18 protein-coding genes and 1 tRNA gene are annotated in these 21,999 nt (G+C 72.7%); 12 read left to right on the top strand and 7 right to left on the bottom strand.

Features of this window, described 5'->3' with window-relative positions:
• Nucleotides 1-275: 275 nt before the first annotated feature.
• Complete coding sequence (locus IF19_RS0119165; protein WP_030115046.1) at nt 276-770, top strand: ATP-binding protein; 495 nt, start codon at nt 276-278, stop codon at nt 768-770.
• A gap of 200 nt (nt 771-970) precedes the next feature.
• Here the strand turns inward: IF19_RS0119165 and IF19_RS0119160 are convergent, their stop codons facing one another.
• Nucleotides 971-2,449: an aminopeptidase P family protein gene (locus tag IF19_RS0119160; RefSeq protein WP_030115045.1), complete on the bottom strand. Its 1,479-nt coding sequence runs from the start codon at nt 2,447-2,449 to the stop codon at nt 971-973.
• Between the two features lie 162 nt (nt 2,450-2,611).
• Nucleotides 2,612-4,099, bottom strand: coding sequence for a PP2C family protein-serine/threonine phosphatase (locus IF19_RS0119155; protein WP_078580932.1), 1,488 nt, complete (start codon nt 4,097-4,099; stop codon nt 2,612-2,614).
• Nucleotides 4,100-4,799: 700 nt separating this feature from the next.
• Here IF19_RS0119155 and IF19_RS0119150 point away from each other — a divergent pair.
• Complete coding sequence (locus tag IF19_RS0119150; RefSeq protein ID WP_030120456.1) at nt 4,800-5,531, top strand: bifunctional DNA primase/polymerase; 732 nt, start codon at nt 4,800-4,802, stop codon at nt 5,529-5,531.
• A gap of 293 nt (nt 5,532-5,824) precedes the next feature.
• On the opposite strand, the gene IF19_RS0119145 is transcribed toward IF19_RS0119150, so the two are convergent.
• From IF19_RS0119145 to IF19_RS0119130, 3 genes are all read right to left on the bottom strand, one after another.
• Nucleotides 5,825-6,790, bottom strand: a complete 966-nt coding sequence (locus IF19_RS0119145) for a DUF5926 family protein (RefSeq protein ID WP_030115042.1) — start codon at nt 6,788-6,790, stop codon at nt 5,825-5,827.
• 278 nt (nt 6,791-7,068) lie between these two features.
• Nucleotides 7,069-7,605: an ATP-binding protein gene (locus tag IF19_RS0119140; RefSeq protein WP_030276504.1), complete on the bottom strand. Its 537-nt coding sequence runs from the start codon at nt 7,603-7,605 to the stop codon at nt 7,069-7,071.
• Between the two features lie 271 nt (nt 7,606-7,876).
• Complete coding sequence (locus IF19_RS0119130) at nt 7,877-8,713, bottom strand: glycerophosphodiester phosphodiesterase (RefSeq protein ID WP_030115040.1); 837 nt, start codon at nt 8,711-8,713, stop codon at nt 7,877-7,879.
• Nucleotides 8,714-8,914: 201 nt separating this feature from the next.
• On the opposite strand from IF19_RS0119130, the gene IF19_RS0119125 reads away from it, so the two are divergent.
• From IF19_RS0119125 to IF19_RS0119115, 3 genes are all read left to right on the top strand, one after another.
• Nucleotides 8,915-10,717, top strand: coding sequence for a S1C family serine protease (locus tag IF19_RS0119125; RefSeq protein ID WP_030276502.1), 1,803 nt, complete (start codon nt 8,915-8,917; stop codon nt 10,715-10,717).
• 84 nt (nt 10,718-10,801) lie between these two features.
• Nucleotides 10,802-10,888: transfer RNA gene (locus tag IF19_RS0119120), tRNA-Ser, on the top strand.
• A 183-nt stretch (nt 10,889-11,071) separates the two neighbouring features.
• Complete coding sequence (locus IF19_RS0119115) at nt 11,072-11,548, top strand: GNAT family N-acetyltransferase (RefSeq protein ID WP_053623788.1); 477 nt, start codon at nt 11,072-11,074, stop codon at nt 11,546-11,548.
• A 441-nt stretch (nt 11,549-11,989) separates the two neighbouring features.
• On the opposite strand, the gene IF19_RS1000000135445 is transcribed toward IF19_RS0119115, so the two are convergent.
• Together IF19_RS1000000135445 and IF19_RS0119100 are read right to left on the bottom strand one after the other, a co-directional pair.
• Nucleotides 11,990-12,406: a hypothetical protein gene (locus tag IF19_RS1000000135445; protein WP_050493840.1), complete on the bottom strand. Its 417-nt coding sequence runs from the start codon at nt 12,404-12,406 to the stop codon at nt 11,990-11,992.
• A 244-nt stretch (nt 12,407-12,650) separates the two neighbouring features.
• The gene (locus IF19_RS0119100; protein ID WP_030276499.1) at nt 12,651-13,553 is read right to left on the bottom strand and encodes a bifunctional DNA primase/polymerase; all 903 of its coding nucleotides are present in this window, start codon (nt 13,551-13,553) and stop codon (nt 12,651-12,653) included.
• A gap of 537 nt (nt 13,554-14,090) precedes the next feature.
• On the opposite strand from IF19_RS0119100, the gene IF19_RS0119095 reads away from it, so the two are divergent.
• From IF19_RS0119095 to IF19_RS0119065, 7 genes are all read left to right on the top strand, one after another.
• The gene (locus tag IF19_RS0119095) at nt 14,091-15,296 is read left to right on the top strand and encodes an acyl-CoA dehydrogenase family protein (protein WP_030276498.1); all 1,206 of its coding nucleotides are present in this window, start codon (nt 14,091-14,093) and stop codon (nt 15,294-15,296) included.
• 266 nt (nt 15,297-15,562) lie between these two features.
• Entirely contained in the window at nt 15,563-16,483 is a 921-nt protein-coding gene (locus IF19_RS0119090; protein ID WP_032791904.1) for a bifunctional MaoC family dehydratase N-terminal/OB-fold nucleic acid binding domain-containing protein, read from the top strand.
• A gap of 1 nt (nt 16,484) precedes the next feature.
• Nucleotides 16,485-17,528 (top strand): acyl-CoA dehydrogenase family protein, encoded by a 1,044-nt coding sequence (locus tag IF19_RS0119085; protein WP_030115030.1) that lies wholly within the window; start codon nt 16,485-16,487, stop codon nt 17,526-17,528.
• Nucleotides 17,525-18,016 carry a hotdog family protein gene (locus IF19_RS0119080; RefSeq protein WP_030115029.1) on the top strand — a complete coding sequence of 164 codons (492 nt, stop codon included), beginning with the start codon at nt 17,525-17,527 and terminating at the stop codon, nt 18,014-18,016. Before IF19_RS0119085 ends, IF19_RS0119080 begins: the two co-directional genes overlap by 4 nt.
• Nucleotides 18,013-19,179 carry a lipid-transfer protein gene (locus IF19_RS0119075; protein WP_030276496.1) on the top strand — a complete coding sequence of 389 codons (1,167 nt, stop codon included), beginning with the start codon at nt 18,013-18,015 and terminating at the stop codon, nt 19,177-19,179. The genes IF19_RS0119080 and IF19_RS0119075 overlap by 4 nt, the downstream gene beginning before the upstream one ends.
• A gap of 331 nt (nt 19,180-19,510) precedes the next feature.
• Nucleotides 19,511-20,068 (top strand): SigE family RNA polymerase sigma factor, encoded by a 558-nt coding sequence (locus IF19_RS0119070; RefSeq protein ID WP_030115025.1) that lies wholly within the window; start codon nt 19,511-19,513, stop codon nt 20,066-20,068.
• A gap of 270 nt (nt 20,069-20,338) precedes the next feature.
• Entirely contained in the window at nt 20,339-21,991 is a 1,653-nt protein-coding gene (locus IF19_RS0119065) for a long-chain fatty acid--CoA ligase (protein ID WP_030115024.1), read from the top strand.
• Nucleotides 21,992-21,999: the final 8 nt, after the last annotated feature.

The raw sequence follows: 21,999 nt of genomic DNA, 5'->3' as shown, positions 1-21,999 counted from the left end.
ACTGTGTCCCCCGCGCCCGTACGGCAGGTCCGGAAGATCAGAATCCGTCCGCAACCGTGCTTGTTGCGCCCGTTCGCGGGGGATGTACGGGCCGGGGGCGCACTTCCGGGCACCGGTATGCGCCCCCGATGACCTGCGACTGGCCCGGTTTATACACCGGACGGTCCATTATCCGCATCCGCCGAACGAGGGCTCTCCCGCCCGATTCGTGCTTACGAAGTGCTGAGTGCGGCAATACGTATCGATACGTCGAGCCGCAGCCAGGAGGCTGGAAGATGAGCATCTGGTGGTCTCTCCATTTGCGGCGCGAAGCTGCGAGCGTTCCGCTCGCCCGTCGTTTCCTGCTCGGCACCATGGAAACCGCGGGGGTGGATCCGGACGTCTCCTTCGACCTGTCGGTCGCGCTCAGCGAGGCCTGTGCGAACGCCGTCGAGCACGGTGGTCACCGCGCGGTTCTCGGGGAGCCGGGGGACTCCGGGTACGGACGCCCTGCCGCCGATTCCGGGCAGTACCGGGTCACGGCCTATCTGGACGGCGAGAAGTGCCGTATCGAGGTCAGTGACTCCGGGCCGGGCTTCCCCGCCCGGCGCGCGCTTCGCGCAGCCGCACCGACCCCGTACGCCGAGACCCAGGCCGAGAGCGGCCGGGGCCTCGACCTGATCGAGCAGCTCTCCGACCACGTCCAGTTCGGCAACCGGCCGGGCCGGGGCGCGGTGGTCAGCTTCGACAAGGTCCTGAAGTGGCGCGAGGGCGCGCTGCTCACGGCGTAGTGAGCGGCGCGCCCCGGCGCGTGTCGCACGGGGCGCGCGCCTCCGCACGCAGCGGACGGACGACGCGTGCCGTACGTACCGGACGGACCTCGTGCGGCGTGCGCGCAGGCCCCGCACGTACCCCAAGGCCCCGCACGTACGTAAAGGCCGGCCCCCCTCGTCGTACAGGGAGGCCGGCCTTCTCATGCCGTTCGCGGAGGTCAGCCCTTCAGCTGCGCCATCCACGCCTCGACCTCGTCGGCCTGGCGGGGGAGGGCGGCGGAGAGGTTCCGGTTGCCGTCCTCGGTGACGAGGATGTCGTCCTCGATGCGGACGCCGATGCCCCGGTACTCCTCCGGCACGGTCAGGTCGTCGGCCTGGAAGTAGAGGCCGGGCTCGACCGTGAGGCAGACGCCCGGCTCCAGCGTGCCGTTGACGTACGCCTCGGTGCGCGCGGCGGCGCAGTCGTGGACGTCCATGCCGAGCATGTGACCGGTGCCGTGGAGGGTCCAGCGGCGCTGGAGGCCCAGCTCCAGCACCTTCTCCACGGACAGGTCGCCGAGCAGGCCCCATTCGACGAGCTTCTCGGCGAGCACGCGCTGCGAGGCGTCGTGGAAGTCGCGGAAGTCGGCGCCCGGCTTCACGGCGGCGATGCCCGCCTCCTGGGCCTCGTACACCGCGTCGTAGATCTTGCGCTGGAGCGGCGAGAAGGTCCCGTTGATCGGCAGGGTGCGCGTCACGTCGGCGGTGTAGAGGTCGTTGGTCTCGACCCCGGCGTCCAGGAGCAGCAGTTCGCCCGCGCGGACGGCGCCGTCGTTGCGCACCCAGTGCAGGGTGGTGGCGTGCGGGCCGGCGGCGCAGATCGAGCCGTAGCCGATGTCGTTGCCTTCGATGCGGGCGCGCAGGAAGAACGTGCCCTCGATGAACCGTTCGCTGGTCGCCTCGGCCTTGTCCAGGCTCTTGACGACGTCCTCGAAGCCGCGCGCGGTGGCGTCGCACGCCTTCTGCAGTTCGGCGATCTCGAAGGCGTCCTTCACCAGCCGGGCCTCGGAGAGGTGGACGCGCAGCTCCTCGTCGCGCTCCGCGGTGACCTTGTCGGTGAGGGCGGCCTCGATGGCGGCGTCGTGGCCGCGGACGGCGCGGACCGGGCCGGTGGCCTCGGTCAGTGCGGCGGGCAGCTCGCGGACGTCCTTCGCGGGGATGCCCAGCAGCTGCTCGGCCTCGGCGAGGGAGTTGCGGCGGCCGACCCACAGCTCGCCCTGGCCGTCGAGCCAGAACTCGCCGTTCTCCCGGTTGGAGCGGGGCAGCAGGTAGACGGTGGCCTCGTGGCCGCGCTCACCCGTCGGCTCCAGGACGAGCACGCCGTCCTGCGTCTGGTCGCCGGTGAGGTACGCGTACTCGGTGGAGGCGCGGAAGGCGTACTCGGTGTCGTTGGAGCGGGTCTTCAGGTTGCCCGCGGGGATGACCAGGCGCTCGCCGGGGAAGCGGGCGGAGAGCGCGGCGCGCCGGGCGGCGGTGTGCTCGGCCTGGGCGATCGGCTGGAGGTCGTGCAGTTCGGTGTCGGCCCAGCCCGACTTCATGTTGGCGGCGAGCTCGTCGGAGACGCCCGGGTACAGGCCGTTCTTCCGCTGCTTGACCTTTTCGGCTTCGTTCTCCTCGGTCTCCTGCTCCGGGTTCTCCGGGATGAGCTCCTCAGGCACGATTTGTCTCTCCTTGATACGACACTGGACCATCACCCATCGTACGGGCGTACGGAAGGGGGCCCAGGGTCGAAGGACCCCTGACCGGGGAGAGCGCCGCCGGAGGGGGCGAGGGTCATGCGAAAGCGGGCGGCGGGGGTCACGCGGAACGGGCTGCGGGGGTCATGCGAAATGGGCGGCGAGGATCACGACGTCCTCGGCGGAGTCGCTCCGGTCGAGGCCGTCGGGGAGCATCGTGCGCAGGACGTGGTCGGCGACGGCGTTCGGATCGCCCCGCTCGGACCGCGGTACGGAGGCGGCGGCGGAGTGCAGCCGGGCGAAGGCGCGGTCCATCGGGTCGCCGGTGCGGCGCAGCAGCCCGTCCGTGCAGAGAAGCACCGTTTCTCCGGGTGCCGGGCTGAACTCCACGCTCGGCGCCTCCCAGCAGGTGAGCATCCCCAGCGGGGCGGAGAGCGCCGTCTCGACGAACTCGCAGCGCCGGTCGCCGAGCACCAGCGGCGGGGTGTGCCCGGCCCCGGCCAGAACGATTCTGCGGGCGGCGGGCTCGCAATGGGCGAAGAGCGCGGTCGCGGTCCGCGCGGGTTCGGTGAGCCGCAGCAGCAATTCCAGGTCGGAGAGGACGGCGACGGGGTCCTCCCCCTCCATCACGGCGTACGCCCGCAGGCCGGCGCGCAGCCGTCCCATCGCGGCGACGGCGCTCGGCCCGGAGCCGCCGACGGAGCCGACGGCGAGACCGAGCGCCCGGTCGGGCAGGGGCAGCGCGTCGTACCAGTCGCCACCGCCCCGGGAGCCGGTGCGGTGCCGGACGGCGAGTTGTACGCCGGGGACCCGGGGCAGCCGGCTGGGGAGCAGCTCCTCGGTGACGGCGGCGAGATCCGCGCGGGCGCGCTCCAGTTCGATCAGGCGGGCCAGGTGCTCAGTGGCGTGGCGGGCGTAGAGACCGGCGAGGTGGCGCTGCTTCTGCGTGGGTTCGGCCGGTTCGTCGTAGAGCCAGAGCGCCGCGCCGAGGCGGCCGGCCGCCTCCGAGGCGAGCGGGAGGGCGTAGCTCGCGGCGTAGCCGAGCCGGAGGGCGACCGCGCGGTGGCGCGGATCCAGGTCCCTCTCCCCGAGCAGGTCGGGGCTGGCGATCCCGTCGGCGGTCCCCGCCGACCCGTCCAGGACCCGGCCGAGCGCGGTGGCCGCGCGCGGCACGGTTTCGAGGTGACCGAGATCGGCGGGGCCGAGACCGAGGGCCCGGGTGGTGGCGGGCCCGTCGCCGTTCGCCGGTTCCAGAACGAGAAGCCCGCGGCGGGCGCCGACGAGGGCGGCTCCGGCGTGCAGCAGCTCGTTCAGGGCGTTGTCGAGCGTGCGCGTCCCGATCAGCCGCTCGGTGAGTTCGTGCAGGGTCGTGAGGTCCGAGACCCAACCCGCCAGCCGGTCCTGGAGGAACGCTCCGGCCGGGCTCGGCACCTCGGCCGACGGAGGAGGAGTGTGCGTTGAAACCGGAACTTCTGGATCGATTCCAGCCACTTTCGGCTGATGCGGGGCGCTCATGGCAGCCAGCTTTCCGACCGGTGTGATTCGTCGAATAGCATCGCAAACCCCCAGGTGATTCTGCGCCGCTATCAATGCATCCACATGTACACGCACAAGTAACCTGATGTCCAGCATTGTCCGTTCGGACGGTCAGGCGATTCGCGCCCTCCCAGTGTCGGATAACTTGGCTGAAAAGTGCACCCTCTGAACGTGCTTTGCGATCGACTGGGGCTGCTCAACAGGGGTACCTCCGGGCGCACGACACCGGAGGAGCGTCATTCCGGGGATGCTGGGTACGTAAACGGTGTCGCCCGGGTGCGGTGGTGTCCGACCAGGAACCCGGCGGCGGGTTCAGGCGTCCTCACCGGTGACGACGACGCCCCTTCGCTCCGGACGGCGGGGTTCGCACCAGGAACGGCAAGGCGACGCCCGGACCACTTCCGTCGGGCGCGCGCCGACCCGGCCCGACCCGCACGTTCGACCCGCACGACACGCCGGGGCAGCACGACTCCGCTCGATCTGCTCGACCGGTCCGGCTCCGTCCGGTCCGCCTCAGCTCGGCCAGTTCGACCACGTTCGGTTCGACTTCGCTCGACTCTGCTCGGTTCGCCTCGGTATTCGGTTCGTCCGTGCAGTGGTTCTGCCCCGCTCCACCCCAGATCGGTTCACTTCGGATCGGTTCCACTCGGCTCGGCGCGGCTCGCGCACGGTGAAGACGGCACGCCCGTACCGCGAAACCGATGAGTACGCACGCACAGCGAAGAGATACGCGCGCGGTGACACCTCCGCGCGCGGTCATGTGGATTCGGCGTTCAACGGAAAGGAACGAGCGCTCATGCGCGAGATCCCCGGAAGGCGACGCAGGCTCCGGCGCACGGAGGAGGGCGCCCGGCTCGACACGGCCCTGACCTGTGCCACCGCATGGCAGTGGCCCGTCCTGCCCGGCGTGGGGACGGTTCAGGCCGGCCCGGACGGAGGGAGCGGCGACCTCGCCTGCGCCTGCCCCGAACCCGACTGCGCCGTACCGGGCGCGCACCCGCTCGATCCCGGACTGCTGGCGGCCACCACGGACGAGCGCATGGTGCGCTGGTGGTGGACGCAGCGCCCCACCGCCCCCGTGCTGCTGGCGACCGGTGACCGGGCGCCCTGCGCGGTGAGCCTGCCCGCCGAGGCCGGAGCCGCGGCGCTGAGCGTGCTCGACGCCCTCGGGATGCGGCTCGGCCCGGTCGTGGCGACGCCCACGCGGTGGTCGCTGCTGGTGGCCCCGTACACCCTCGAACGGCTCGGGGAACTGCTGTACGCGAAGGACTGGGTGCCCAGCTCGCTCCGGTTCCACGGTGAGGGCGGCTACCTCGTCCTGCCGCCGTCCCGGACCAACACGGGCCGGGTCCGCTGGGAGCGGCCGCCCGCCTCGCCCGGCACCGCCGCGGCCGGCCCGGTGCTCCGGAGCCGGACGAACGACGTGGCGCCCGCGGCCCCCTGGCTGCCGGACGTCGAAGCGGTCCTCGACGCTCTGGTCGAGGCGAGTACGGGGGCTCCGGGAGGGGGCAGCCGGCTCGCGTACTGATACGCGCCGCCGCCCGGGGCGGGGAGCGGCGGATCGCCCTCGGCGGAGCGTTTCTGATGAGGCGTCCGGGATGGGCGGCCGCCGCGCCCGGACGTATCACGGGGGCGGTCCGCAGCCGGACATGAGGACGCCCGATCGCTGGCGACGGGGGATGCACCAGCGACCGGGCTTTTAGAACCGTAACAAGAGATCTGCTGTTCGCAAATTCGATCTCGCCTGTAGGGACGCCGATTTACCTACGAGTACGGGGAGTTGTGACGCGGGTCACCGCCGGCGGCGTCCGGCCGGCGTCCTCAGCTGAGGGTGATCTGGCGGTTGGTGAGGCCGCCGCGGGCACGGCGCTCCTCGGCGGTGAGCGGCGCGTCGGAGGCGAGGGCGTCCGCCAGCCGTCCGGCGAACTCGGCGGCGGGCTTCTCACACGCCTCGGCCCCCATCGAGCTCGGCAGGTCCCAGACGGGGACCACGAGTCCGTGCGCCCGGAACGACCCGACCAGGCGGGTGTCGTCGCCGAGCGACGAGGCGCCGGAGGCGTGCAGCCGGGCGAGGGCGTCGAGGAGCTGCTCCTCGGGGTGCGGCATGACCCAGCGCAGGTGGTTCTTCTCCGGGGTCTCGCACCAGTACGCGGCATCGACGCCGGACAGCCGGACCGTCGGGAGCGCGGCGGCGTTCGCGCGCTCCAGCGAGGCGGCCACCTCGGGCGTGGCGTTCTCCGCGTCCGGCACCCAGAACTCGAAGCCGGTGTGGACCTCCGGTTCGAAGGCGGCGTCCGGGGCGAGGAGGTCCTGGAGGCGCGGACCGTCGGCCGGTACGCGGCGGGCGGCGACCGGCGAGCCCGGCTCGGCCTCCAGAGCGCGCTGCAGGGTGTCCGCGAGGTCGCGGCTGAGGTCGCCGGACGAGGTGTCGTTCTGCAGGGCGAGCAGGACGGAGCCGTCGTCGCGGCGCAGCGCGGGCCAGGCCATCGGCAGGACCGTCGCGAGCGTCACCGACGGAACCCCTTCAGGCAGGCCGTCCTTGAGGGTCAGCCCGACCGTGGCGGCGGGGACCAGTTCGCGCAGTGCGACCCAGTCGCACTCGCCCGCGAGACCCTCGAACGGGCGGTGGACGAGTTCGGTCACCGCTTGGGCGGCGGCGCGTCCGTGACACGCCTTGTAACGGCGGCCCGATCCGCACGGGCAGGGCTCGCGGGCCCCGACGACCGGGATCTCACCGTCCTTGAGCTGCGGCTTCCCGGCCTTGGACTGAGGGCGCTTCTTGGCCATGGTGGGCGTTCTCCCGATTGCGACAGTGCGGACTCGGCGCGAGCCTAGCCGCCCAGGGGGCCTGCCCGTTCCCGTACGCCCACCGGTGCCGGGTCGTTCCGGACGCGGTACGGGCGCGGCGGTTCGGGCTCGCCGTGGCGGTGCCGTGGGCGCGGCCGTTCGTGTGCGCGGTGGCGGTGTCAGGGGCGCGGCGGTTCACGCACGCCGAGGCGGCGCCGTGGGCGCGGCCGTTCGGGAGGCCGTTGGGGTACACCGTGGCGGCGTCCGACCGCTCGGGATCAACTCGCGTCGTCGAACGCGTCGGAGAAGTCCAGGCCCTCGAAGCCGGTGAGCCCGCCGACGCGGTGGGCCGCGACGCCGTTCCTGCCGGAGCCGGTCGCGCGGACGCCCTTCTTGACCGTGCCGACCGCGCCGCCGCTGCCGATGCCGGGGGCGTCGGAGCCGTCGTTTTCGTCGCCGGGCGGCTTCTCCGCGGCGACCAGGGCCCAGACGGTGACCTCGCCGGGTGCGTCGTCCCGTACGCCCCACTCCTGGGCCAGCGCGCTGATGATGTTGAGCCCCCGGCCGCCGCGCGCCGTCACCGACGGGGTGGCCGGAGCCGGGCGGGTCGGGCCGCCGCCGTCCGTGACCTCGACGGTGAGAGCCCCGGCGGTGTCCACCCGCCAGGCGGCGCGGATGTCCCCGTCGCCGGCCTCGTCGTGCCGCCCCAGGGGCCTGCCGTGCCGGCAGGCGTTGCTGAGGAGTTCGGAAAGGATCAGAACAGCGTCGTCGACGACCGCGTCCGACACCCCGTTGCCGCGCAACTGCTCACGCATGCGGTGTCGTGCCTGGCCCACGCCGGCAGGACCATGAGGAATGGCCATGCTCGACGACGCGGGCACCTCTTGTGCCACCACCAACGCCACCCCCGAAACCTCCTTCGTCCACGCCACGGGTTGGATGCCCCACTGAGCTGTACCGGAAACCGGCCAATCCGTCGTCGGTGACGCACTCGTGACGCACGGCCGCGCAGTGAGTGCGCCGGGGCACAACCCGTAACGGCCGAGGTCGGGAGTGTGAGGGAGGTTTCGGGCGCGGCTCTTCGTACTAAACGCGACCCAGTTGGGACAGAACCTGCTTCGGGCGATTGGTGATGATCGCCTCGACGCCGAGCTCGGCGCACAGATCGACATCGGCCGGTTCGTTCACGGTCCACACGTGGACCCGGTGGCCCGCGCGGTGCAGTCGTTCGATGTACCCGGGGTGGCTGCGCACGATCCGCATCCCCGGCCCCGCGATCCGGGAGCCGGCGGGCAGCCGTCCGTCGCGCATCCGGGGCGAGACGAACTGCATCAGGTAGACGGTGGGCAGGGCGGGGGCGGCGGCCTGGACGCGGTGGAGGGAGCGGGCGGAGAAGCTCATGACGCGGACGGGCGAGGGCTCGTCCGCAGTCGGGGCGTCCAGGCCGAACCGCCTCAGCGTCCGCAGCAGCCGGTCCTCGACCTGCCCGGCCCAGCGCGTGGGGTGCTTCGTCTCGATGGCCAGTTGCAGCGGCCGCCCGGTCGCCCGTACCTCGGTGAACAGTTCCAGGAGCCGTTCCAGGGTGAGTACGGAGGTGAGCTCGCCCGGCACCGGATCCCAGTCGGGCGACTCCTCGCGGTCCTTCCAGGAGCCGAAGTCGAGGGCGGCGAGGTCGGCGAGCTCCAGGGCCGACACGGCGCCGCGTCCGTTGGACGTACGGTTCACCCGGCGGTCGTGGACGCAGACGAGATGGCCGTCGGCGGTGAGCCGGACATCGCATTCCAGGGCGTCGGCACCGTCCTCGATCGCCTTGCGGTAGGCGGCCAGGGTGTGCTCGGGGGCGTCGTCGGAGGCCCCGCGGTGGGCGATGACCTGGATGGAGGTGCGCGCGCTGCGCTGCCGTGCGTGGGTCACCCGGGTCATGGTGTCACCGCCGCGAGTCCGGCTGAGCACATGTCACCCTGGAGGTCTGTTTTGTCTGATGTAAAGATTGGTGTGCGGATGCACAGGTCCTGCTTACAGTGGCCCGACGGGTTGTGGGAAAAGCTGACCGCAGACACGTGCACAGCGGATTTCTTGCCGAACGCCGACTGGATGCCGAGTGGAACCGAGGAGTAGAGAGCTGTGAGCACCGAGAACGAGGGCAACGAGGGCAACGCGGCGCCGAACGTGCCGTCCGTTCCGCCGTCCGCACCTCCCGTGCCGGCCGACGCTCCCGCGCGGACCGACTCGTCCGGGCCGGCGGCCGACTCCTCCGGACAGGCGGCCGAGGGCGTCGCGCCGCCCCCGCCCCCGGCCGACCCCGTCCGGGACGCGGCTCCCGAACCGCCCGCGTCGTCGCACGAAGGGGCGCACGACACCGCGCGCCTCCCCGTGCACGACGGCGACGCGCCCGACACCGCCCCGCCCGCCCCCGGCGCGGGAACCCCGGCGCCGGCCGCTCCGGCGTACGCCGAAGCACCGCGCCACGACCCCACGCACCAGGGCGCGCCGACGTACCAGGGATCGCCGACGCACCCGGGCGGCCCGGGGCAGGGCGCGCCGACCGGCCCGCCCGCGTACGCCCACCCGAACCCGGCCCAGCCGCAGCAGCCGCCCCACGGCTCCCCGTACGGAGCGGCGCCCGACCTCCCCGCGGGCGCCGCCTCCTGGCCTCCGCCGCCGCCCGCCGTGCCGTCGTACGCCGGCGGGAACGCGGGGCACAACGCGGGGCACCCGGCCGGCGGTATCGGCAACGGCGGCGGCCACGGTCCGGTCTGGGGCGCTCCGGTCCCGACCGGCCCCGACTCCCCGGAGCGCAAGGCGGGCAAGAGCCGCGCGGGCGGTCTGGTGGCGGCCGTCGCCGTGGCGGCGCTCGTCGCGGGCGGCATCGGCGGAGCCCTCGGCTTCTGGGCGGCCGACCGCAACGGCGGCTCCTCCGGCAGCTCGACCACGGTCTCGGCGTCGGACACCCCGAAGGATCTGAAGCGTCCGGCGGGCACGGTGGCCGGAGTCGCGGCGAAGGCGCTCCCCAGCGTGGTCACCATCGACGCGCAGGGCGGCGACGGCGAGGGCGGCACGGGCACCGGCTTCGTGTACGACAAGGAAGGCCACATCCTCACCAACAACCACGTGGTGGCCTCCGCGGCGGAGTCCGGCGAACTCTCCGCCACCTTCTCCGACGGCAAGAAGTACGCGGCCGAGGTGGTCGGCCGGGCCCAGGGCTACGACGTGGCCGTCCTGAAGCTCAAGAACCCGCCGTCCGGCCTGACGCCCCTTCCGCTGGGCAACTCGGAGGGCGTCGCGGTCGGCGACTCGACGATCGCGATCGGCGCGCCCTTCGGCCTCTCCAACACGGTCACCACGGGCATCATCAGCGCGAAGAACCGCCCGGTGGCGTCCGGGGACGGCCAGAGCAACAAGAACTCGTACATGAGCGCCCTGCAGACCGACGCCTCGATCAACCCGGGCAACTCCGGCGGCCCGCTGTTGGACGCGACGGGCGCGGTCATCGGCATCAACTCCGCGATCCAGTCGACCGGCGGCGGCCTCGGCCAGTCCCAGGCCGGCTCGATCGGCCTCGGTTTCGCGATCCCGATCAACCAGGCCAAGAACGTCGCGGAGCAGCTGATCAAGACCGGCAAGCCGGTCTACCCGGTGATCGGCGCGACGGTGTCGATGGAGGAGAAGACGGGCGGCGCGGCCATCTCCGCCGAGGGCACGGGCGGCACCCCGGCCGTCACCCCGAACGGCCCGGCGGCCAAGGCGGGCCTCAAGGGAGGCGACGTGATCACCAAGTTCAACGACACGGTGATCGACAGCGGCCCGACCCTGATCGGCGAGATCTGGACCCGCAAGCCGGGCGAGAAGGTGACCCTGACGTACGAGCGCGACGGCAAGGAGGCCACGGCCGAAGTCACCCTGGGCCAGCGTCAGGGCGACAGCTGACCGGCTAGGCTGTCCCACGCGTCGACCGGCCCTCACGGGCCTGACGGCCCATCGGCTTGCACAGCGACGGACCCGCCGACGCGGGGTGGGTTGCCCGAGCGGCCTAAGGGAACGGTCTTGAAAACCGTCGTGGCAGCGATGTCACCGTGGGTTCAAATCCCACACCCACCGCAGATGAACGGCCCCTGACCAGGTCATCGGTCAGGGGCCGTCGTGCTGCTCGCTGTCCGCGGGTGACCGTCGTCCCCCGGCGCTCCCCGTTCTGCCGGGCACGGCTGGGCCCGGCTGCTCGCACGGCAGCTCGGAGGCCATCAGCCCCGCCAGTGTCAGTGGCTGGTGGAAGACTCCGTCGGCATGAGTGATCACGTGCGTTTGAGAGACGTCGAACCGGTCGATCTGGAGGAGTTCTTCGCGCAGGAGCACGATCCTGAGGCCGTGGAACGGTCGAATTTCGTGCCTCGGGAGCGCGAGGCATTCATGACCCACTGGACGACGAAGGTTCTCGGGGATCCCGCCAACTTCGTGCAGGCCATCACCGTCGATGGAGAACTGGCGGGCAACGCGGTGGCGTGGTGGGACGAGGGGCGGCGCTTCATCGGGTACTGGCTCGGCAGGCGGTACTGGGGCCGGGGAATCGGCACGCGGGCACTGGCGCTGTTCCTGGAGCGAGAGAAGGTCCGTCCCCTGCACGCCGATCCCTTCGTCGGGAACACCGGCTCGGTGCGACTGCTGGAGAAGCACGGTTTCCGGCGTACCGGGACAGTCCGGTACGGCGGAAATGAGCACGTCATGTTGGTGCTCGACGAGAACCGGGCGCAAGAGGGCGTCTGATCTACGTCGTTGGTTTGGGGTGATTTCGTGGCTGCCGGGGTGGGCGGTCGTCGGACGAGGTGTGAACGTTCGTCGCCCATACCGCAGTGATGTCTCCGATGCCCGCTGGGCTCTGATCGAGGCTGCCTTCACCAACCATGGCGTCCGACCGGGCGTCGATGTGGAAGTCGTGCAGCGACCGCGGACGAGGCGATTCGAGCCGCTTCCGGAGAGGTGAGTGTTCGAGCGGGCCCTTGGCCGGCTGATGCGGTACCGCCGTCCGGCACGGGACTACGCAGCCCTGTCGCGGAGATCCCGGACGATGATCCACTGCGCCATGGCCAGCAGAATGAACCGCGAGCTGACGGGAGAATCCGCACCGACCTGGCGAATCGAAGCGGACATGCCCGTCACACCGGCGTGAACGTTGATCGGATGCCCTCTCTGCCGTGTCGGCGGTGGTCAGAAGGCCGTGTGCCACCAGCGGTGGGGGGCGGGGCCGAACGGCATGGCGTCGGGGCGTTGGAGGATCCTCAGGTCCAGCGGGTGTACGAGGGCGCGGAGCTCGCGTGCGCTCTTCCTGGGCAGTGCGTGGATCGCCAGTTCCAGGAGGTCCCGGTCCTCCGCCGGTTCGGGGCAGCATTCCGGGACTCCGCACCGGTCGGTGAACGGCGAGGGGAGCCGGTCCTTCGGGGCGCGTGCGATGGAGGCCCAGCGCACGAGGGCCTGTTCGATGACGCCGGGGCGGAGCCGGGTTCGTTCCAGGCGGATGATCTGGGCCTGGGCGGGGCCGGAGAGCCGGCCGATCGTCGAGTAGCGGTGGGGCGCGGCGAAGCGCCTGAGGTCGGCCCGGAGGGCGCAGGGGCGCCTACGCGGCACGGCCCTTTCGGTGGTGAGTCATGAGCGGGAGTGTGGCATGCGCGGGGAGGGGCGCGCAGGTCGTTTCGGTGGTTGGGTCGGGCTTCCGTTCCCCGTAGGGCGGGATAGAGGACTTTGGCGAATGTGCGGTTCGGCTTCCGGGTGCGCCCGTGTTGCCGCGTGCCGCGTGCCGCGTGCCGCGTGCCGCGTGCCGCGTGCCGTGGTCACGGGGCGGGGCCGTCCGCCCCGCCGTGCTCGTGTGCTGTCAGGCCGCGTCGTTCGTCTCGCCGTTCCGGCCCGTGGTCAGGCGGGCCGCCGAGGCGATCGTGGCGCGGGCCTCGTGTTCCGGGAGGCCGGTGCGCACGGCGGCGGCGGTGAGGGCGTCGGCCAGGGCGTTGCCGAAGCCGTGCTCGTAGGCGCGGCAGGCCGCCCAGAACAGGCGGGTGTTGCGCTGGCCCTCGTGCGCGGCCAGCACGAACTGGATCAGGCCCTCGCCCCGGCGGTCCGGGGCGGGTCCCGTGCTTCGGGTGGCGGTGGGCGGGCGGCGGGGCTGGGTGAGGAGGCGGAGCAGGGCGCGGGGGCAGGGTGCCGGGGCGAGGTGGGCGGTGCCGGGGGCCAGGCGGTAGCGGCCGTGGGCGGTGACCGAGCCGGGGCCGACCAGGTAGCCGCCGTAGCCGCGGATGTCGATGCCGGGGGCGAGACGGCCCGCGGAGTTGGGGACCGTGGCGTCGGCGGGGCCGGTCAGCCAGAGGTGGCGGCCGCCGCTCGGGGTGAGGACGGTGACCGTCGGCGGGATGGTGAACAGGTGCTGGAGGGCCAGTTGCCGCAGCGAGCCGGCCGCGTCGCTGCCGTACGCGGGGTCGACGTCCAGGTCGATGCCGATGAGGCGGTGCGGGGCGCGTCCGCAGGCGATGCCGTAGCCGGAGGCCCGGGGCGCGGCGGCGAAGAGGGCCCGTACGGCCGCGGGGTCCGTGGTGGCGTCGTGCACCCCGTGCCCCGGCAGCCCGCACTCGCCCCGGCAGTGCGTCGCGGTCCGCTCGCCCCGGTGCGGGGAGCGCAGGGCGGGGAGCTTGGTGGCGGACAGGGGGAAGACGGGGAGGCCGCGCCCGGCGGCGGCGAGGGCGTGGGCGAGGGCCAGGGTGGGGGTCTGCCGGTCGGTGGGGGCCATGGAACCATTTTCGTACACGCGTTCGAAGATGGGAAGAGGGGTGGGGTGGTGCGGAAGGCGCGGCGGCGGGGAAGGGGCGTGGAAACGTCCGGGGTGGGGCGGTGCTGGAACGCTTCTTCCCCGGCGCGCCAACGGTTCCTGTGTGCTCGGCCCTGGGCTGGGCTTTTGTGCGGCGCGGGAGGTTTATCCGCCCTTCGTCATACGTGAGGGGGAACCGGGGGCGGGGGAGGAGTTCGCCCGGTGCGCCCTGGGCAACTCTGGTCCGCGAGGTTCTCCGGTGAGCCGCCGCCGGTGAGTCGCCTCGTCCGGCCGGTCTCCCCGGGGGCGGTGTCGGGCCTTCCGGGGGGTGGGTCCCGATCCGTCGAACGGCAGCCCGCGCGGCGGCTCTCCGGAGCTTTCGCGTGGGCTGTCGGCGCCTTGACAGTCGCCGCTATCTGACGGACAGTCAGGAACGTTCGTGCGCGGGGCTGTCGATCGCCGGGACGTCGGCGGGGAGCGCGCCGACGTGTCCCGTCCGCAGCTCTGGAGGCATCTTTCGTGCATCTCGCCCCGACGGAACGCCAGCAGCGGCTCAGGGCTGAACTCCGTTCCTACTTCCGTGCGTTGATGAGCGAGGGGTCGGGGGGAGGTGACGGCCGGCCCCAGGACGGGAAGAGCGCGGTCGCGCGGGGACCGGCGGCCGATCAGCGACGGCTCCTCCGCCGGATCGGCGGCGACGGCCTGCTCGGGCTCGGGTGGCCGCAGGAGTACGGCGGCCAAGGCCGCGGGCCAGACGAGCAGTTCGTCTTCTTCGACGAGGCGTACCGGGCGGGCGCCCCCGTCTCCATGGTCACCCTGAACACGGTCGGCCCGACCCTGATGGCGTACGGGACCGAGGAGCAGAAGACGTACTTCCTGCCCCGCATCCTCAGCGGCGACCTCGTCTTCGCGATCGGCTACAGCGAGCCCGAGGCCGGGACGGACCTGGCGTCGCTGCGGACCCGCGCCGTACGGGACGGCGACCACTGGGTCATCGACGGCCAGAAGATCTTCACCAGCAACGCCCAGCAGGCCGACTGGATCTGGCTCGCCTGCCGCACGGACGCCGACGCCCCCAAGCACCGCGGCATATCGATCATCCTGGTGCCCACGGACGCCCCCGGCTTCTCCTGGACGCCGATCCGGACCGTGGGCGGCATCACCACGGCCGCCACCTACTACGACGGCGTACGCGTCCCGGCCGCGAACCTCGTGGGCGCGGAGAACGGCGGCTGGAAGCTCATCACCAGCCAGCTCAACCACGAACGCGTCGCCCTCGCCGCGATCGGCATGCAGGCCGAGGACTTCTACGAGGAGGCCCTCGCCCACGCCCGTACGCCCGATCCCGCCACCGGACGCCGCCGGATCGACGAGCCGTGGGTACGCGCCCGGCTCGCGGAGGCGTACGCCCGGCTCGCGGCGACCCGCCTGCTGAACTGGCGGCTGGTCGGCGCGGTCGGTGCGGGCGCACCGGCCCCCGGCGAGGCGAGCGGCGTGAAGTTCGCGAGCACCGAGAGCGCGGTCGAGGTGTACCGGATGTGCCAGGAGGCCGTCGGGGACGCGGCCCTGCTCCGGGGCGGGTCGCCCGGCTGCTTCGGGACCGGTGGCGAGTTGGAGCGGATGAACCGCGCGGCGCAGATCAACACCTTCGGCGGCGGCGTCAGCGAGGTGCAGCGCGAGATCGTCGCGACCGCGCGGCTCGGCATGGTCCGGGGTACGCGATGAGCGCCCCGGAGCCGGCCCGGAGAGAGCCCCGGCGTGCCGAGTCCCGTCCGGATCCGGACCGGCTGTCACCTGCTGCCCCGGAGGCCGCCCGGCCGGCGCCATCGGTCTCGGGGGCCGCCCGGCCGGCGTCGCCCGCCCCGGAGCCGGTCCGGTCGGCGCCGCCGGCCCCGGAGGCCGCCACCGAGTCAGCTCGGGAGCCGGCCACCGAGCCCCCTACCGAGCCCGCCCCGGCACCCCCCACCGAGCCCGCCCCCGAAGCGGACCGGCTGCACGCCCTTCTCCGCGCCTACGAAGGCCGCGCCGCCGCCACCGGAGGCAGCGGCAGGGACCCGGTCAACCTTCCGATGATCCGCCACTGGTGCGAGGCGATGGGCGACACCTCGCCCGCCTACCGGGGGCCCGCCGCCACCGCCCCGCCCACCATGCTCCAGGCGTGGACGATGGGCGGGCTGAGCGGCCACCCGGCCGGCACCGGCCGCTCCGCCGCGTACGACGAGATGTTCGCGCTGCTCGACGGCGCCGGCTGCACCTCCGTCGTCGCGACCGACTGCGAGCAGGAGTACCTTCGGCCGCTGCGCCCCGGCGACCGGATCACCTTCGACACCGTCATCGAGTCCGTCTCCCCGCGCAAGACGACCGCTCTCGGCACCGGGTACTTCGTCACCACCCGCACGGACGTGCACGCCGAGGGCGAACTCGCCGGGACGCACCGCTTCCGCATCCTCAAGTACCGCCCCGCGCGACGGAATGAGGACGCGGAGCGGAAAGCGCCCGCCCGCCCCCGGCCCGTGGTCAATCGCGACAACGCCGGCTTCTGGGCCGGGGTCGCCGAACACCGGCTCCTCATCCAGCGCTGCACCGACTGCGCGAGCCTCCGCTTTCCCTGGCTGCCCGGCTGCAACACCTGCGGCGGCGCGGAGTGGGACACCGTGGAGGCGAGCGGCGAGGGCACGGTCTTCAGCCATGTCGTCATGCACCACCCGCCGTTCCCCGCCTTCGCGCCGGACGGCGACGGCGGACCGTACGCCGTCGCGCTGGTCGAGCTGGCCGAGGGCGTCCGGATCGTCAGCAACGTGATCGGTGTGCCGTACGACCGGGTCCGCGTCGGCATGCCCGTGCACCTGGAGTTCCTCGTGGCGGATCCCGAACTCGAACTGCCGGTCTTCCGGGCGAGCGAAAGCGGTTGAGATGGACTTCACCCCGAGCGAGGAACAGGCGGCCGCACAGGGACTGGCCGCGCGGATCTTCGGCGATCTGTCCACGCACGAGCGGTTGACGGCCGCCGGGACGGGGACGGACGCCGCACTGTGGAAGGAGCTGTGTGCGGCGGGTCTGCCCGCCGCCGTCGAGGACGTCGGACTGCTCGGCCTCGTCCTCCTCCTGGAGGAGCAGGGCCGGACGACCGCCCAGGTCCCGTTCGCGGCGACCTGCGCGTACGGGCTGCTCGCGGTCGCCGCGCACGGTACGGCCGAGCAGCGCGAGCGCCTGTCGCCGGGGCTGCGCGACGGTACGGCGGTGGCGACGGGCGCGTTCCCGGACCGGGGCGGCGTACACCTGACGGACGGGGCGCTGTACGGGGCCGTGCCCTGGGTGCCCTGGCTGCGCGACGCCACCCTGGTGCTGGTGGCGGACGCCGGACGGGCCCTGTGGTTCGTGGACACGGGCGCGCCGGGCGTCACCGTCGAACCGGTGGAGACGACCGCGCCCTGGTCGGCGGGACGGCTGGTTCTCGATGGCGTACGCGGGGAGCGCCTGGGGAACGGGCCGGAAACGTACGCGTCGGTCCTCGCCCTCACCCGTACCGCCTTCGCCGGACTCCAGGCCGGGGTGTGCGCGGGCTCCCTCGCGCGGGCCGTCCACCACACCGTCACCCGCGAACAGTTCGGGCGGCCCCTCTCCACCCACCAGGGCGTCCAGCTCCGCGCCGCCGACGCCCACATGGACACCGAGGCGATCCGGATCACCGCGTACGAGGCGGCCTGGCGGTACGACGAGCGGAGGGCGTACGAGGCACAGGCGCTCACCGCCGCCTGGTGGGCCTCGGAGGCGGGCAAGCGGGTCGTCCACGCGGGGCAGCACCTGCACGGCGGCACCGGGGCCGACCTCGACCATCCCGTCCACCGGCACTTCCTCTGGGGCCGCCAACTCGACGCGTACCTCGGCTGCGGCGGCGAAGTCCTGGAGGAACTGGGACGGTTGCTGGCCGACAGCCGACCGGGGGAGACGTCGTGACGCCCCCGTACCGCGTGGGCGACGAACTGCCGCCCCTGGAGATCCCGGTGACCCGGACCCTGATCGTCGCCGGGGCCATCGCCTCGCGCGACTACCAGGACGTCCACCACGACGCCGCATCGGCCCGGGAGAAGGGCTCCCCCGACATCTTCATGAACATCCTCACCACCAACGGTCTCGTCGGCCGCTACATCACCGACCACTTCGGCCCCACCGCCGTCCTCCGCAAGGTCGCGATCCGGCTCGGCGCGCCCAACTACCCCGGTGACGTGCTGCGGTTGACCGGCCGCATCACCGAGCTGCGGACGGCCGACGCGTCCTCGGGCGGCGCGTCCTCGGCCGACACGTCATCGGACGAGGTGGTCGACGCGGTCGAGGCGATCGAGGCGGTCGTCCAGGTCACCGGCGGCAACGGCATCGGCCGCCACGTCACCGGCACGGTCGCCGTGACGCTCCCGGAACCATCCGCCAAAAGGACCGGAGCATGAGCGTCCGCAGGGCCGACTCGCTCGGCGGAAGAGCGGCGATCGTCGGCATCGGGGCCACGGAGTTCTCCAAGGACTCCGGCCGCAGCGAGCTGAAGCTCGCCGTCGAGGCCGTCCGCGCCGCCCTCGACGACGCGGGCCTCACCCCCGCCGACGTGGACGGACTCGTCACCTTCACCATGGACACCAGCCCCGAGATCACCGTCGCCCAGGCGGCCGGCATCGGCGAGCTGTCGTTCTTCTCCCGTATCCACTACGGCGGCGGCGCGGCCTGCGCCACCGTGCAGCAGGCCGCCCTCGCGGTGGCGACCGGGATCGCGGACGTCGTCGTCTGCTACCGGGCCTTCAACGAACGCTCCGGCCGCCGCTTCGGCTCCGGCGTCCAGCGGCGCGAGCCCACCGCCGAAGGCGCGGCGCTGGGCTGGAACCTCCCGTACGGGCTGCTCACCCCGGCCTCCTGGGTGGCGATGGCGGCCCGGCGCTACCTGCACGCGTACGGCCTCGGCCCCGAGGTCTTCGGGCACGTGGCGGTGCTCGACCGGCGGCACGCGGCTCGGAACCCGGCGGCGTACTTCCACGGCAAGCCGATCACGCTCGCCGACCACGCCGCGTCCCGCTGGATCGTGGACCCGCTGCGGCTGCTGGACTGCTGCCAGGAGACGGACGGGGGTCAGGCCCTCGTCGTCACCAGCGTCGAGCGCGCCCGCGACCTGCCCCGGCCGCCCGCCGTCGTCGTCGCGGCGGCGCAGGGCGCGGGCCGCTCGCAGGAGCAGATGACGAGCTACTACCGGGACGGGCTCACCGGCCTGCCGGAGACCGCCGTGGTCGCCCGGCAGCTCTGGCGCAGCTCCGGGCTGTCCCCGGCCGATATCGACGTGGGCATCCTGTACGACCACTTCACGCCGTTCGTCCTGATGCAGTTGGAGGAGTTCGGCTTCTGCGGACCCGGCGAGGGAGGGGCGTTCGTCGCGGCGGACGCCCTGCCCCTGAACACGCACGGGGGGCAGTTGGGGGAGGCGTACCTCCACGGGATGAACGGCATCGCCGAGGCCGTCCGGCAGATCCGGGGGACCTCGGTGAACCAGGTGGCGGGGGCGGCGAGAACCCTGGTCACGGCGGGTACGGGCGTCCCGACGTCGGGCCTGGTGCTCGGCGCGGACGGCTGAGCGCGCGGCGTCCGGGCCCGGCGGACACGGGCGGGCCGGCGGCGTTCTGGCGCCGGCGATCGACGGCGTTCAGGCCTCCGGTGGTCTCGGGCTGGTCGGCGGCGCGCGGTCCCGGCGACCGGCGGCGTTCTGACCCCGGCGGTCGACGGCGTTCGGACCCTGGCGGTCGGGGACGGACCCTGACGGTATCGGGGGCCGACCCTGACGGCGGTGCGCGGCCTCGTCCACCTGGAGGAGGTGGAGGGCGTCCGCCCCCTACAACCTGAGGCGGACGGGGCTTCGGGACCTGGGGGCGATCCCCTCGGCGGCCCCCGCTCCTAGCGTGGAGTACATGACCACGCCAGTCTGCACGGGCGCCTCCAGGGCAGCCTCTGCCACCGCCGCCGCCCACGCCCCGTACGCGTCGTTCACCTCGTACGTACGGGCCCGGGGCCCGGTCCTGCTCCGTACCGCGCGCTCGCTCACCGCGAACCCGTGCGACGCGGAAGACCTGCTGCAGACCGCGCTCGCCAAGACGTACGTGGCGTGGGAGCGGATCGAGGACCACCGGGCGCTGGACGGCTACGTCCGGCGGGCGCTGCTGAACACCCGCACCTCGCAGTGGCGCAAGCGCAAGGTCGACGAGTTCGCCTGTGAGGAGCTGCCCGAGCGGGAGACCGCCCCGGCACCCGACCCGGCCGAGCAGCAGGCGCTGCACGACGCGATGTGGCGGGCGGTGCTCAAGCTCCCGGACCGCCAGCGCGCGATGGTCGTGCTGCGCTACTACGAGGACCTGAGCGAGGCCCAGACGGCGGAAGTGCTGGGCGTGTCGATCGGTACGGTCAAGAGCGCCGTCTCCCGCGCCCTCGGCAAGCTCCGCGAGGACCCGGAGCTGACGCCGGTGCGCTGAGACCGGTGCGGCGGGCCGCCGAGGCGGACCCGTTGACGGTGATCCGTCGACCGCGGTCCGCCGGCCCCGATCCGTCAGCCCCGACCCATCGGCTGTGATTGCCCCGGCCCCGATTCATCGGCCCCGACCCATCGGCTGCTGCGATCCGCCCCAGAAGGCGTCACACGGTCCCGGACAGGAATTTTTTCCCGCGAGTAGTGACATACCGCGTGGTATGTGCGCAGAATCAGCGCACACCTACCGCCGCGTAGCGCCCCCGGGAGGACGCCCGTGCTGAGCACCATGCAGGACGTACCGCTGACTGTCACCCGCATCCTGCACCACGGGATGACGATCCACGGGAAGTCGCAGGTCACGACCTGGACCGGCGAACCCGAGCCGCACCGTGTCACCTTCGCCGAGATCGGGGAGCGCGCCACCCGGCTGGCCAACGCCCTCCGCGACGAGCTGGGCGTCGACGGCGACCAGCGGATCGCCACTCTCATGTGGAACAACTCGGTCCACGTCGAGGCCTACCTCGCCATTCCCTCCATGGGTGCCGTTCTCCACACCCTCAACCTCCGACTGCCCGCCGAGCAGCTCGCCTGGATCGTCAACCACGCGGACGACAAGGTCGTCATCGCGGACGGTTCGCTGCTTCCGCTTCTCGTGCCGCTGCTGCCGCACCTGCCGAGCATCGAGCACGTGGTCGTCTCCGGCCCCGGCGACCGTTCGGCCCTCGCCGGCGTCACCCCCCGCGTGCACGAGTACGAGGAGCTGATCGCGGGGCGGCTCACCACGTTCGACTGGCCGGAGCTGGACGAACGCCAGGCGGCGGCCATGTGTTACACCTCCGGCACCACGGGCGACCCCAAGGGCGTCGTCTACTCGCACCGCTCGATCTACCTGCACTCGATGCAGGTCAACATGACCGAGTCGATGGGGCTCACCGACAAGGACACGACCCTGGTCGTGGTCCCGCAGTTTCATGTGAACGCGTGGGGGCTTCCGCACGCCACGTTCATGAGCGGCGTCAACATGCTCATGCCGGACCGCTTCCTCCAGCCCGCCCCGCTCGCCGACATGATCGAGCGCGAGCGTCCCACGCACGCGGCGGCGGTCCCCACGATCTGGCAGGGCCTCCTCGCCGAGGTCACGGCCAACCCGCGCGACCTCACCTCCATGGCCAACGTGACCATCGGCGGCGCGGCCTGTCCGCCCTCGCTGATGGAGGCGTACGACAAGCTGGGCGTCCGCCTCTGCCACGCGTGGGGCATGACGGAGACGTCGCCGCTCGGCACCATGGCCCACCCGCCCGCCGGTCTCGGCGAGGAGGAGCAGTGGCCCTACCGGGTCACCCAGGGCCGCTTCCCCGCCGGCGTCGAGGCGCGGCTGGTGGGCCCCGCAGGCGAGCACCTGCCGTGGGATGGCGCGTCGGCCGGCGAGCTGGAGGTCCGGGGCCCGTGGATCGCCGCCGCCTACTACGGCGGGGCGGACGGGGAGCACCTGCGGCCCGAGGACAAGTTCAGCGAGGACGGCTGGCTGAAGACCGGCGACGTCGGCGTGATCAGCACCGACGGCTACCTCACCCTCACCGACCGGGCCAAGGACGTCATCAAATCGGGTGGCGAGTGGATCTCCAGCGTCGAGCTGGAGAACGCGCTGATGGCCCACCCGGAGGTCGCGGAGGCGGCCGTCGTCGCCGTGCCGGACGAGAAGTGGGGCGAGCGGCCGCTGGCGACCGTCGTCCTCAAGGAGGGCGCCGCCGACGTCGACTACGAGGCGCTCAAGGCGTTCCTCGCGGAGCAGGGCATCGCCAAGTGGCAGCTGCCGGAGCGCTGGTCGGTGATTCCGGCGGTGCCGAAGACGAGCGTCGGCAAGTTCGACAAGAAGGTGATCCGCAGGCAGTACGCGGAGGGCGAGCTGGACGTCACCCAGCTCTGAGCGGCCCC

Source organism: Streptomyces californicus (assembly GCF_000717645.1).
Taxonomy (GTDB): domain Bacteria; phylum Actinomycetota; class Actinomycetes; order Streptomycetales; family Streptomycetaceae; genus Streptomyces; species Streptomyces californicus.
This window is presented reverse-complemented; position numbering and strand designations above follow the sequence as displayed.